Below are 11535 nucleotides of genomic sequence, written 5' to 3'. Positions count from 1 at the left end.
ACGATGTTCATCACCACTTCGGTGGACTACTCCCACCGGAACAGCCGTACCGCCAGCGCCGTTCCGCCCAGTGCGAACAGGGCCAGCACGAGGAACTGCAGCGGCTGAACGCCATTGCCCACCCACGCGTCCTGCAGTGGCTGTGTGCCGGGCGGGATGTACGCGCCGATCCGCTGGATCACGGCGGGCAGCAGCGGCCGGGGCAGGTAGACGCCGCCGAGGAACATGATCGGGAAGTAGGCGACCATCGCGAGCCCGCCCGCGCCCTTGCTGGTCCGCGCCAGCGACGCGGCGATCAGGCCGAGCGCGAACACCGAGACGAGGCCGAGCGCCAGCGTGACGAGGAAGGTCAGCGGGTGGCGCGGCATCGGCACGTCGAACGCGGCGTGGCCGGCCACCAGCAGGACTGCGACGCCCGCGAGCGCTACCACGGCGTGGATCGCGAGCTGGGCCAGCAGCAGGTACGACGGTGGCACGGGTGTGGTGGCGAGCCGGCGGAGCACGCCCTGCTCGCGGTAGGCGGCAATGGCGCCGGGGGCGACCTGCAGGCCGAGCATCGCGATCGCGATGACCACCAGCGAGGGCACGAACAGGTCGACGAAGCGGTAGCCGCCGGTCACGTCGCTCGGCTTCGTGAAGCCGGGGATCAGGCCCACGGCGAGCAGCACCGCGGCGGGCAGCAGCACGCCGAGCACCGGCCAGATCGGCGTGCGGAGGAACAGTTTCGTCTCGGTGGCGACGAGCTTGGTGAAGGTGCGCACGGGTTTCTCCTGGTTCTCAGTCGCGGCCGGTGAGGGTGACGAACGCGTCGTCCAAAGTGGACTTCCCGGTGGTGCCGAGCAGCTCGGCGGGGGTGCCGGTGGCGACCACCCGGCCGGCGTCGAAGACCGCGACGCGGTCGCAGAGCCGCTCGGCCTCGTCCATGAAGTGGGTGACGAGCAGGACGGTCACGCCGCCGTCGCGCACCCCTTCGACGAGCTTCCAGGTGTCGCGGCGGGCGTGCGGGTCGAGGCCCGTGGTGAGCTCGTCGAGGATGGCGACCTCGGGCTCGCCGATCAGCGCCAGCGCGATGGACACCCGCTGCTTCAGCCCGCCGGAGAGCCGGCCGAAGTACGCGCGCTCGTGCGCCTCCAGCGAGAGCCGCCGCAGCAGGCTGTCGACGTCCGCGGGGTGCGGGTAGAACGACGCGAACAGCTCGAGCGCCTCGCGCACCCGCAGCTTTTCGGGCAGCCGGCTTTCCTGCAGCTGGACGCCCACGCGCCGGCGCAGCTCGTCACGGTCGCGCGCCGGGTCGAGGCCCAGCACCGAGATCGTGCCGGCGTCGGCGGTGCGCAGTCCCTGGAGGCATTCGACGGCGGTGGTCTTCCCGGCGCCGTTGGTGCCGAGGATCCCGAAGATCTCGCCGCGCTCGACGGTGAAGGAGACCCCGTCGACCGCGACCCGGTTCCCGTACCGCTTGGTCAGCTCGGTGACTTCGATGAGTGGCATGCGGAAAACGCTAGAAGCGCGCGGCGACCGGCAGAATGGCCGTGAAACCCCAGCCCGGGTGGGATTTTGCTGACGTGGGGGTGGGTCCAGCACCACCCCTGCCGGGTGGCTCGGGCCAATGCGCTTCGCCGCTTCGAGCGGTCAGACTGAGCCGGTGGGAGGAGGGATGTCGATGACGTATCCGACGGCGGTGCGGCGGGCGTTCGTGCTGGCCGGGCTCGCGCTGCTGAGCTGGTTCGACGTGCTGGTGGAGCTGTTCGCGTTCGTGCTGCTGTGCGTCGGGCTGGTCTTCTTCCTGCCGTCGGCCATCCTGTGGGCGCGTGGGCGGTCCCGGCGGACGCGGGCGCTGGCCGGTTCGTGGTGCGGCGTCGAGGTCCCGGACCCGTACCGGCCGGCGCCGCCGGAGCCGGAGCGGGAGCGCGACGGCTGGTACCGCGACGGGAACCAGCTGTTCAAGCGGTCGTGGTGGATCCGGGCGAACCGGCGGATCAACTGGGTGCTCGACGACCCCGCGGTCGGGCGGGAACTGCAGTGGCAGCTGGTCAACCCGGTCGCCGGGCTGGTGCTCCTGGTGGCCACGGTACTGTCCGGTCCCCGCGCGCTGCGGGGTTACGGCCGGTGGACGCGCTGGTGGCTGGGGCACCACCCGGCCCGGCCGCGGGACCGGTGGCTCCACCGGCACACCGAGTCGCTCGGTCACCAGATCGGGATCCTCGTGCTGGGCCTGATCCACCTCGTGCTGGCGTTCGTGCAGCTGCTGGCGCTGCCGTTCTTCCCGGCGCTGGTGGTGGCGAGCCGGACGGTGCCCGACACCGCCCGCCGCGAAATCCACAACTGGACGGGCGTGCGGATCCCCCGGCCGTACCTGCCGCCCCCGCCGCTGCCCGTCCCGCGCGCCGACGGGCTGTTCCAGGTGGGCAAGCAGCTCAATCGGCTCTGCGCCGGCCGGTGCAGCGGGCGCGGTTCCGCTGGATCCTGCGTGACCCCGCGACCTGGCGCGACCTCGCCGCCGCGGTGCTGGTGCCGGTCGTTTCGGCCGTGCTGCTGATACCCACGGTGGTGCTGACGTTCTGGGGGATCGCCGGGCTGGCGGCGCTGTGGGCGGGCCGGTTCATCAGCGGCTGGCCGGCGGCGCAGCAGGCGTCGACGCACTACTTCGAGGTGATCGGCCTTCCCCCGGTCACGAGTACCGGGCCGGCGCTCGCGGTCACGCCGGTCGCGCTGGCCGCGTTGGTGCTCGGCCTGGCGCCGACGACCTGGCTCGCGCGGCAGCAGGCGAGGTTCGCCCGGCTGGTGCTCGGCCCGACCGAGGCGATCCGGCTGGCGCAGCGCGTGCGGCGGCTGGACCAGACCCGCTCCGACGTCACCGTGGCGCAGGCCGCCGAGCTGCGGCGGATCGAGCGCGACCTGCACGACGGGATCCAGTCGCGGCTCGTGGCGATGGGCATGAAGCTGGGCGCGGTGGAAGCGTTGATCGACAGCGACCCGGCGGCGGCGAAGAAGCTGGCGGCGGACCTGCGGACCGCGTCGGCGGAGGCGTTGACGGAGCTGCGGGTGCTGGTCCGGGGGATCCACCCGCCCGTGCTGTCGGAGCGGGGCCTGCTGGACGCCGTGCGCGCGGTGGCGCTGGACAGCCCGTTGAAGGTCGAGGTCACGGGCTCGCTGGCGGGTCGCGTCGAGCAGCCGGTGGAGGCGTGCGCGTACTTCGCGGTGTGCGAACTCCTTGGCAACGCGGCGAAACACGGGTCGGCCCGGCGGGTCACGATCTCGCTGGAGCACGACGACGGGCTGCTGCGCGCGGCCGTCACCGACGACGGCAAGGGCGGCGCGGACGCCGCGCGCGGCTCGGGACTGCGGGGAATCGAGCGCCGGCTGGGCGGCTTCGACGGTAGGTTGACGCTCGCCAGCCCGCTGGGCGGCCCGACCGTGGCGATCGTGGAGGTTCCGTGTCAGCTCGACCCCGAACCGTCGTCGCCGAAGACCAGTACCTCCTCCGGGACGGCCTGACGCACCTGCTCACCGCGCACGGCTTCGACGTCGTCGCCGCGGTGGGCTCGGGTCCCGAGCTGGCGGCCGCGCTCCGCGAGCACCGGCCGGACGTGTCCATTGTGGACGTCCGCATGCCGCCGACGAACACCGACGAGGGCCTGCAGGTGGCGCTGGCGGCCCGGCGTGAGAAGCCGGGCCTGCCGATCCTGGTCCTGTCGCAGCACGTCGAGCAGCTGTACGCGCGCGAACTGCTGGCGGACGGCACCGGCGCCGTCGGCTACCTGCTGAAGGACCGGGTGTTCAACGCCGCCGACTTCATCGACGCGGTCCGCCGCGTGGCCGCCGGCGGCACGGCCATGGACCCCGAGGTGATCGCCAAACTGGTGGCGGGCAACGCTTCCGACCCGTTGGCGGCGCTGACCCCGCGCGAACGCGAGGTGCTCGCGCTGATGGCGGAGGGCTGCTCCAACGCCGCCGTCGCCACGCGCCTGCACTTCAGCGAAGGCGCGGTCGGCAAGCACACTGCGAACATCTTCGCCAAGCTCGGCATCGCCGCCTCGGACGACACCAACCGCCGGGTGCTGGCCGTGCTCGCCTACCTCTCGGCCGGCTGAACGGCTCAGTCCCGCGAGACGCGGATCATCTCCTCGCGCTCCACGACCTTGATGCGCTCGCGTCCGTGCGGCTCGCCGAGCGACTTCTCGTGCGCGTCCAGCTTCGCCCAGCCGTCCCAGGTGGTGAACGGGATGCCGCGGGTGGCAAGGAAGTCGAGGATCGCGTCCGGGGAGCCGTACTTCGGGGCGGCCAGGGTGTCGGCGTCGGCCAGCAGGCTGGCGACGGTCTCCGCGGCGTCGCCCTTCGTGTGCCCGATCAGGCCGATCGGGCCGCGCTTGATCCAGCCCGTGACGTAAACGCCCGGCAGCTGGTTCTCGTCCAGGTCCAGCACCCGGCCGGCCTGGTTCGGCACCACGCCGGCGACGTGGTCGAACGGGACTTCCGGCAGGTGCGTCGACAGGTAGCCCACCGCGCGGTAGACGGCCTGCACGTCCCAGTCGTGGAATTCCCCGGTGCCGCGGACACTGCCGTCACCGGTGTACTCCGTGCGCTCGGTGCGAAGACCGGTCACGCGGCCGTCCTCGCCGAGCACCTCGGCCGGCGAGTGGAAGAAGTGCAGGTGCAGCCGCTTCGGCCGGGTGCCCTCGTCGCGGATCGCCCACTCCTGCAACGTTTTCACCACCATGTCGACCTGCTTCGACGCCCGCAGCGCCGCGACGCTGCCCTCGTCGAACTCGATGTCCTCGGGGTGGACGATCACCTCGACGTTCGGCGAATGGTCCAGCTCGCGCAGCTCCAGCGGCGTGAACTTCGCCTGCGCCGGGCCGCGGCGGCCGAACACGTGCACGTCGGTGACCGGGCTGGCCTTGAGCCCTTCGTGGACGTTCGCCGGGATGTCCGTGGCCAGCAGCTCGTCGGCGGTCTTCGCGAGGATGCGGGCGACGTCCAATGCCACGTTGCCGACGCCGAGCACCGCGACCGAGGTCGCCTCCAGCGGCCAGGTGCGCGGCACGTCGGGGTGGCCGTCGTACCAGGAGACGAAGTCGGCGGCGCCGTGGCTGCCGTCGAGGTCGACGCCGGGGATGTCCAGCGGGCGGTCGGCCATCGCGCCGGTCGAGAAGACCACCGCGTCGTAGAACTCGCGCAGCTCGTCGAGCTTGATGTCGGTGCCGTAGTCGATGTTGCCGAGCAGGCGGATGTTCGGGCGGTCCAGCACCTTGTGCAGCGCGGTCACGATGCCCTTGATCCGCGGGTGGTCGGGGGCGACGCCGTAGCGGATCAGCCCGAACGGCGCGGGCATGCGCTCGAACAGATCGATCGTCACGTCGGCGCTGTCGGACTTGTCCAGGATGTCGGCGGCGTAGATGCCGGCTGGGCCGGCGCCCACCACGGCCACGCGAAGAGGTCGGCTCACGCTGCCCACGCTAAGTTAGGCTGCCCTAATTTTCATTGTGATCTGGCGTACGGTCCACCAGGTGGGAGCCGCTAAGCTGGGGCGTATGCGCGTACTCGTCGTCGACAACTACGACAGCTTCGTCTACAACCTCGTCCAGTACCTGGCGCAGCTCGGCGCCGACTGCACGGTGTGGCGCAACGACGTGGTCGACCTCGAACGCGTCCCCGAGTTCGACGCGGTGCTCGTCTCGCCCGGCCCCGGCACGCCCGAGCGCGCCGGGCAGAGCATCGACGTGATCGCGAAGTGCGCCGAGACGCGCACACCCATGCTCGGCGTCTGCCTTGGCCACCAAGCACTCGGCGTGCACTTCGGCGCCACTGTGGACCGGGCGCCGGAGCTGTTGCACGGCAAGACCAGCCAGGTCCGCCACGCCGGCGCCGGGGTGCTCGCCGGGCTGCCGGACGAGTTCACGGCCACCCGCTACCACTCGCTCACCGTGCTGCCGGAGACGATCCCCGAGGACGTCTTCGAGATCACCGGCCGCACCGAGTCCGGGGTGGTGATGGGCATGCGTCACCGCTCGCTGCCGCTGGAAGGGGTGCAGTTCCACCCCGAGTCGGTGCTGACCGAGGGCGGGCACCGGCTGCTGGCCACCTGGATGGCTTCGGCCGGGCACCCGGTCGAGCCGCAGCTGGTCGACGAGCTGGAGCGTGCCACCCAGGTGTTGCAGAAGGCCGCCGCTGCGTGACCGCCCCGCTGCTCCGGCTCGCTGGAGTCGGCAAGCGGTACGGCGGCGGCGAGCTGGTGCTCGACGGCGTCGACCTGACTGTGCCCGCGGGCCGGGTGATCGGGATTCTCGGTGCGAACGGGTCGGGCAAGTCGACGCTGCTGCGGATCATGGCGGGCGTCTCGCGCGCGAGCACCGGCGTCGTCGAGGGCAGTCCGTCCATCGGCTACCTGCCGGACCGGTTCCCGGGCGGCCAGCGGCTCGGCGCGCGGGCGTACCTGCGGCACATGGCCCGGATCCGCGGGCTGGTCGACTTGTCGACAATAGACCCGTTGCTGGAGCGGTTGTCGCTGGTCGGCGGCCCGGATGCGCAGCTGCGAACGCTGTCGAAAGGCAACGCGCAGAAGGTCGGCCTCGCACAGGCGGTGCTGCCACGGCCGGACCTGCTGATCCTCGACGAGCCGTGGTCCGGGCTCGACGTCAGCACTCACGCCGTGCTGGGCGAGCTGGTGGCAGAGACGCGGGCGCGCGGCGCGAGCGTGGTGTTCACCGATCACCGGCCGGACGTGGTGCGCGAGTACGCCGACGACGTGCACCGGATCGAGCGCGGCCGGCTCACCCCGGTGGCCGTCGCCGTGGCCGGGCCGGCGACGCGGATCGTGTTGTCCGGGCCGAGCGGCGACTGGTCCGTCGAGCCGGGGGTGCGCCACGTCGTCGCGGACGGCGCGCAGATCGTGCTGACCGTGGATGCGACCAGCGCCGACGCCCTGCTGTTGCGGGCGTTGTCGGGCGGCTGGTCGGTGCGGGAGGTGGCGCCGTGCTCGCCGTGAGCCGCTACTACCTGGCGCTGCTGGGGCATTCGCAGCGTTACCTGCCGGCGCTGCTCGCGTACCTCGCGCTGTGCGTGATCCTCTACTCCGACCCGACTTCGCCGCCGTTGCCGTTGTACGGCGTGAGCGGCGGCGCGCTGATGGTGGTGGCCTGCTGGCTGACGATCGCGCTGCTCGACATCGAGGATCCGGTCCAGGTTCTTGTCACGCTGAGCAACGCCGGCGGCCGTCGGATGACCATCGGCGGCGCCCTGCTGACGGTGTCCGGCTGCTCGGCCGTGCTCACGCTGGTCACTCTCGGGTGGTCCGCGGTCAAGCCGTGGCAGCTGCACTGGGGGGCGCTGGGCGTCGGCCTGCTGACCCACCTGGCGTGCGCGTTGCTGGGCATCGCGATCGGGCTGCCGTGCTCGCGGCTGCTGGTTTCGCGGATCGGCTGGACGGTGCTCTCGGCCGTGCTCGTGCTCGGCGTGGTGCTGCTCGGCAAGTGGGTCCCGCTGGCCCACCCGTTGCTTCAGGCGCTCATGAACGGTGCCGCTTACGGTGGCCCGCTCGCGCTGGCCGTCGTCACGTCCGTGGTCGCGGTGCTGGTCAGCGCGACGGTGGTCGGGCGGCTCGCGGCCCGCCGGTCCTGAACCACGCACCCTCGTTTCGATGAATCTGCAAATTGCATCTCGCAATTACCGGTATGGATGTTCCCTTCGGGAGTCGATCCGCGTTACTCTCTCTGGCCTCATGCCACCGCCGCCCCCGAACCACCAGTCCCCACTGATCCCCGTGACGCGCCCACGGCCCGGTGGGGGCTGGTGCCTGGTCCGTTGTGAGTAATCTGCAAATTGCATCTGGCAATCGAGTGTTGGAGTCTTCCTCGCAGGCGGCGGGCCGGGTTACCCTCGCGCCGTCTGTTCGGGCCCGTGAGGGGAGAGCCGTGACGGCTGGGATCGCCGCGATCACCGTGGGCGGATCAGGGGACGAGCTGCGACAGCTGGCGTCCTGGTTGCGGACCGAGGACGAGCTGAAGGACCGCGTGCGGCTGTCCGAACGGTCCGTCGCGGCCGACGGCGACGTCGTGGTGGTGCTGGTGAGCAGCCGCTCCGTGGCGACGCTGTGCCGGTCCCTGTTCGGCTGGGTGCGCCGGCGGCGCGGCGACCAGCGGGTCTGGCTCAAGGTGAAACGCTCCGGCGCCGTCGAAGAGCTCGACCTCGACTGCGGCACCGGCAGCGACGCAGACGCGGTGCTCGCCAGCGTCCGCGGATTCCTCGACCAGCCTTAGGCACCAACCGGAAAGGGCCCGCACGGCGAACCGTGCGGGCCCTTTCACCCCGGCGGGAATCCGCCGGGTGGCCTCAGTTGGGCGGGAAGATGCCGCCGGGCGAGGTCGGGTTGCTGCTGGTGCTGCCGCTGTCCTCCTGGACGAACAGCACGATCGTCTGGTCCGCGGCGATCGTCGTCCCGGTGGTCGGGGTCGTCTTCACCACCGTGTTCGGGTCGGCATTGCCGGAGTGGACCGACTGGGTCTGGATGCTGCCGTGCCAGCCCAGATTCTGCAGCGTCTGAGTGGCCTGATCCTCGGTCTGGCCCTTGAGGTTCGGCATCTGGATCTGCTGCACGCCCTTCGACACCATCAGGGTGACCGTGCCGCCCGGCGGCAGGTTGCCGCCGTTGGGCTGCTGGTTGACGACCTGGTCCTTCGGCGCGGTCGAGTCCTGGTCCTGCCTGACGACCTTGAAGCCGGCGTTCTGCAACGCGCTCTTCGCGGAGTCGAAGGTCTGGCCGACCACGTTCGGCACCGCCTTCTGGGCCTGCTGCGTGCCGATCGTGATCGAGACCGCGGTGCCGATCGGGGCCGTCGAGTTCGCGGTCGGCGTCTGCAGGATCACCTTGTCGACGTCGTTCGGGTCGGTGACGGGCGCCGTGTTGGTGTTCCCCAACGTGAGGTTCGCCTGCTGGAGCGCCGTCTTGGCGTCGTCGGCGGACTTGCCCTTCAGATCCGGCACGGTGGTGTTCCCGGGCTTGACGCCGACCGTCAGCTTGATCTCCGTGCTGGTCGCCACGTTGGCGCCGGCGGTCGGGTCGATCGCGAGGACGTGGTCGACCTGTTCGTCGGTGCAGGTCAGCTGGCCGGGCTGCTGCGCCGCGACCCCACACGGGACCTGGACCGCCGCCGCGAACGTCGTGAAGCCCAAGTCGTTCAGCTGGGACTTCGCCGCGGTCACCGTCTGGCCCACCACAGGGGGGACGGTGGCGGTCTTGGCGGTGCTCTTGAACAAATCGGTGGACAGCCAGAGGATCAGCAGCACCACGCCCAGCACGAGCAGCGTCGCGACCACGGCGAAGATCGTGCGACGACGGCGCTTGGCGCGTGGGTCCTCGTCCGGCTCCTCGGCGTACTCGTCGTAGCGCTGGGGCTGGCGCCGGTCGGTGTTCATCACCTGGGTGCGCTCGTCCTCGGACATCACCATCGGCGCCGACGGGCGCTGGCCCGAGAGCGTGCGCACGAGGTCGGAGCGCATCTCGGCGGCCGACTGGTACCGGTTGGCCGGGCCCTTGGCCAGCGCCTTCAGCACCACCGCGTCCAGCTCGGGCGTCACCGCCGGGTTGACCGACGACGGCGGCTTCGGGTCTTCCCGCACGTGCTGATACGCCACCGCGACGGGGGAGTCGCCGGTGAACGGCGGCTCGCCGGTGATCAGCTCGTACAGCACACAGCCGGCCGCGTAGACGTCCGAACGGGCGTCCACCGCTTCGCCGCGCGCCTGCTCCGGGGAGAGGTACTGCGCGGTGCCGATGACGGCCGCCGTCTGCGTCATGGCCGACTGGCCGTCGTGCATGGCGCGCGCGATGCCGAAGTCCATCACCTTGACGGCGCCGTTCTTCGTGATCATCACGTTCGCCGGCTTGACGTCGCGGTGGACGATGCCGTGGCGGTGGGAGAAGTCCAGCGCGGCGCAGACGTCGGCCATGACCTCCATCGCCCGCTTCTGCGACATCGGGCCCTCGGTCTTGACGATGTCGCGCAGCGTCCGGCCCTCGACGTACTCCATCACGATGTAGGGCAGCGCCCCGACATCGGTGCTGGCCTCGCCCGTGTCGTACACGGCGACGATCGCCGGGTGGTTCAGCGCGGCCGCGTTCTGCGCCTCGCGACGGAACCGTTCCTGGAACTGCGGGTCGCGAGCCAGGTCCGCGCGCAGGACCTTGATCGCCACTTCCCGGCCCAGACGCACGTCGTGTCCGTGATGGACCTCGGACATACCTCCGTAGCCGAGCGTGTCGCCCAGCTCGTACCTATTGGAGAGCAGTCTGGGTGTGCTCATCTCTGTGTGCCGTTCCATTCCGTCCAAGGTGTGGTCATGATGCCTTGTTGGCCCTGCTTCTCGCTCGGCCCGAGCGCGGCCGGCGCCGGTCTGCCCGGCGGTTCACTCGTGTTCACGCTTCCCGCCGATGGACCGTTGCCCCGGCTCACCACTCTCGCGATGAAGAACGCCCCGGCCACCAGCACCGCGATGAGCAGAACCGCGAGCAGAACCCACCAGCCCCACTGGCTTCGCCGCCGCGGCGCGGGCCTCGGCGGCGCGACAGCGGGGAGCGCGGGATGGGAACCAGGACCGATGGGGTTCATGGGGGCCGCGAGGTGCACCGGGTTCGGCCCGGACCCTGGTGTCACCGGCACCTGGCCGGCCGCGTACGCGGCGTTCACCAGCCCCAGCGGTGTCGGCAGCGGGTGCCCGGCGCGGATCGCGGCGACGGCGTTGGCGAATTCGCCGCCACTGGCGTACCGCTGCCTCGGGTCCTTCACCAGGGTCGCCTCGATGACCGCCCGAGCGCCCGGCGGGACGTCCGGCGGCAGCGGCGGCGCGAGGTCGCGGATGTGCATCATCGCGACGGTCACGGCGTTCTCGGACAGGAACGGCCGGTGCCCGGAAAGGCATTCGTACCCGCAGACGGCGAGGGAGTAGACGTCGCTGGCCGGCTCGGCGTCGTGGCCGAGCGCCTGTTCCGGGGCGATGTAGTGGGCGGTGCCCATCACCATGCCCGACCGCGTGACGGGGGCCGCGTCGGCCGCCTTGGCCACGCCGAAGTCGGTGATCTTCACCTGCCCGGCCGGGGTGACGAGGATGTTGCCCGGCTTGACATCGCGGTGGACCAAGCCCTGTTCGTGCGCGGCCTGCAGCGCGGTGCCGGCCTGCTCGAGGAGGTCGAGGGTGTAGTCGGCGGAAAGACGGCCGTGCTTGGCCAGGATGCCCGCGAGCGGATCGCCCTCCACGAACTCCATCACCAGGTACGCGATGGAGAGGTCCTCGTCGACCGTCTCGCCGTAGTCGTGCACCGCCGCGATGCCGGAGTGGTTGAGCGAAGCCGTCATCCGCGCTTCGGTGCGGAAACGGTGCAGGAACTCGGCGTCTCCGGAGAGCTCGGCCTTCAGCACCTTCACCGCGACGACCCGGTCGAGCCGGGTGTCGCTGGCCTGCCAGACCTCGCCCATCCCGCCGACGGCGATCCGGTTCGTCAGCTTGTAGCGCTCGGCCAGCAGCTGACCCGAGGACAGCATC

12 protein-coding genes are annotated in these 11535 nt (G+C 71.2%); 7 read left to right on the top strand and 5 right to left on the bottom strand.

All coding sequences use genetic code 11. The annotated features are described in order from the left end of the window. Positions 1 to 26: 26 nt before the first annotated feature. Positions 27 to 761: an ABC transporter permease gene (locus tag BMY97_RS32415; protein ID WP_091624420.1), complete on the bottom strand. Its 735-nt coding sequence runs from the start codon at positions 759 to 761 to the stop codon at positions 27 to 29. Between the two features lie 16 nt (positions 762 to 777). Next, positions 778 to 1488, bottom strand: a complete 711-nt coding sequence (locus BMY97_RS32410) for an ABC transporter ATP-binding protein (protein ID WP_091624418.1) — start codon at positions 1486 to 1488, stop codon at positions 778 to 780. A gap of 172 nt (positions 1489 to 1660) precedes the next feature. Here BMY97_RS32410 and BMY97_RS49415 point away from each other — a divergent pair, with 172 nt between their 5' ends. The 3 genes from BMY97_RS49415 to BMY97_RS32400 are packed head-to-tail and all read left to right on the top strand — an operon-like array spanning position 1661 to position 4091. Next, positions 1661 to 2536, top strand: a complete 876-nt coding sequence (locus BMY97_RS49415) for a sensor domain-containing protein (RefSeq protein WP_342744067.1) — start codon at positions 1661 to 1663, stop codon at positions 2534 to 2536. Next, positions 2437 to 3495, top strand: coding sequence for a sensor histidine kinase (locus BMY97_RS49410; protein WP_342744066.1), 1059 nt, complete (start codon positions 2437 to 2439; stop codon positions 3493 to 3495). Before BMY97_RS49415 ends, BMY97_RS49410 begins: the two co-directional genes overlap by 100 nt. Further along, on the top strand, positions 3435 to 4091 hold the full coding sequence (locus tag BMY97_RS32400; protein WP_091624415.1) for a response regulator transcription factor: 657 nt from the start codon (positions 3435 to 3437) through the stop codon (positions 4089 to 4091). Before BMY97_RS49410 ends, BMY97_RS32400 begins: the two co-directional genes overlap by 61 nt. A gap of 5 nt (positions 4092 to 4096) precedes the next feature. On the opposite strand, the gene BMY97_RS32395 is transcribed toward BMY97_RS32400, so the two are convergent. Further along, positions 4097 to 5419: an FAD-dependent oxidoreductase gene (locus BMY97_RS32395; protein ID WP_091624839.1), complete on the bottom strand. Its 1323-nt coding sequence runs from the start codon at positions 5417 to 5419 to the stop codon at positions 4097 to 4099. 112 nt (positions 5420 to 5531) lie between these two features. On the opposite strand from BMY97_RS32395, the gene BMY97_RS32390 reads away from it, so the two are divergent. The 4 genes from BMY97_RS32390 to BMY97_RS32375 all read left to right on the top strand — a co-directional run bounded on the left by BMY97_RS32390 (position 5532) and on the right by BMY97_RS32375 (position 8255). Next, complete coding sequence (locus BMY97_RS32390; protein ID WP_091624412.1) at positions 5532 to 6176, top strand: aminodeoxychorismate/anthranilate synthase component II; 645 nt, start codon at positions 5532 to 5534, stop codon at positions 6174 to 6176. A gap of 8 nt (positions 6177 to 6184) precedes the next feature. Further along, entirely contained in the window at positions 6185 to 6985 is an 801-nt protein-coding gene (locus tag BMY97_RS32385) for an ABC transporter ATP-binding protein (protein WP_091624837.1), read from the top strand. Then, positions 6973 to 7617, top strand: a complete 645-nt coding sequence (locus BMY97_RS32380) for a hypothetical protein (RefSeq protein ID WP_091624410.1) — start codon at positions 6973 to 6975, stop codon at positions 7615 to 7617. The genes BMY97_RS32385 and BMY97_RS32380 overlap by 13 nt, the downstream gene beginning before the upstream one ends. A 293-nt stretch (positions 7618 to 7910) precedes the next feature. Next, the gene (locus BMY97_RS32375; protein WP_091624407.1) at positions 7911 to 8255 is read left to right on the top strand and encodes an effector-associated constant component EACC1; all 345 of its coding nucleotides are present in this window, start codon (positions 7911 to 7913) and stop codon (positions 8253 to 8255) included. Positions 8256 to 8328: 73 nt separating this feature from the next. Here the strand turns inward: BMY97_RS32375 and pknB are convergent, their stop codons facing one another. Together pknB and BMY97_RS32365 are read right to left on the bottom strand one after the other, a co-directional pair. After that, a complete protein-coding gene (gene pknB, locus BMY97_RS32370) occupies positions 8329 to 10299 on the bottom strand; it encodes a Stk1 family PASTA domain-containing Ser/Thr kinase (RefSeq protein ID WP_091624404.1) in 1971 nt (656 codons plus the stop codon). Further along, on the bottom strand, positions 10296 to 11534 hold the full coding sequence (locus BMY97_RS32365) for a serine/threonine-protein kinase (RefSeq protein ID WP_091624402.1): 1239 nt from the start codon (positions 11532 to 11534) through the stop codon (positions 10296 to 10298). The genes pknB and BMY97_RS32365 overlap by 4 nt, the downstream gene beginning before the upstream one ends. Position 11535 lies beyond the last annotated feature (1 nt).

Origin of the sequence: Amycolatopsis saalfeldensis, assembly GCF_900110575.1 — a bacterium.
Classification (GTDB): Bacteria; Actinomycetota; Actinomycetes; order Mycobacteriales; family Pseudonocardiaceae; genus Amycolatopsis; species Amycolatopsis saalfeldensis.
The sequence above is the reverse complement of the archived record's forward strand: the minus strand, read 5'-3'. Positions and strand labels throughout refer to the sequence as shown.

Excerpts from the sequence above, each read along its gene's own strand:
- BMY97_RS49415 (WP_342744067.1), top strand. The coding sequence starts at position 1,661 with ATGACGTATCCGACGGCGGTGCGGCGGGCGTTCGTGCTGGCCGGGCTC.
- BMY97_RS32390 (WP_091624412.1), top strand. The coding sequence starts at position 5,532 with ATGCGCGTACTCGTCGTCGACAACTACGACAGCTTCGTCTACAACCTC.
- pknB (WP_091624404.1), bottom strand. The coding sequence starts at position 10,299 with ATGAGCACACCCAGACTGCTCTCCAATAGGTACGAGCTGGGCGACACG.
- BMY97_RS32410 (WP_091624418.1), bottom strand. The coding sequence starts at position 1,488 with ATGCCACTCATCGAAGTCACCGAGCTGACCAAGCGGTACGGGAACCGG.
- BMY97_RS32365 (WP_091624402.1), bottom strand. The coding sequence starts at position 11,534 with ATGCTGTCCTCGGGTCAGCTGCTGGCCGAGCGCTACAAGCTGACGAAC.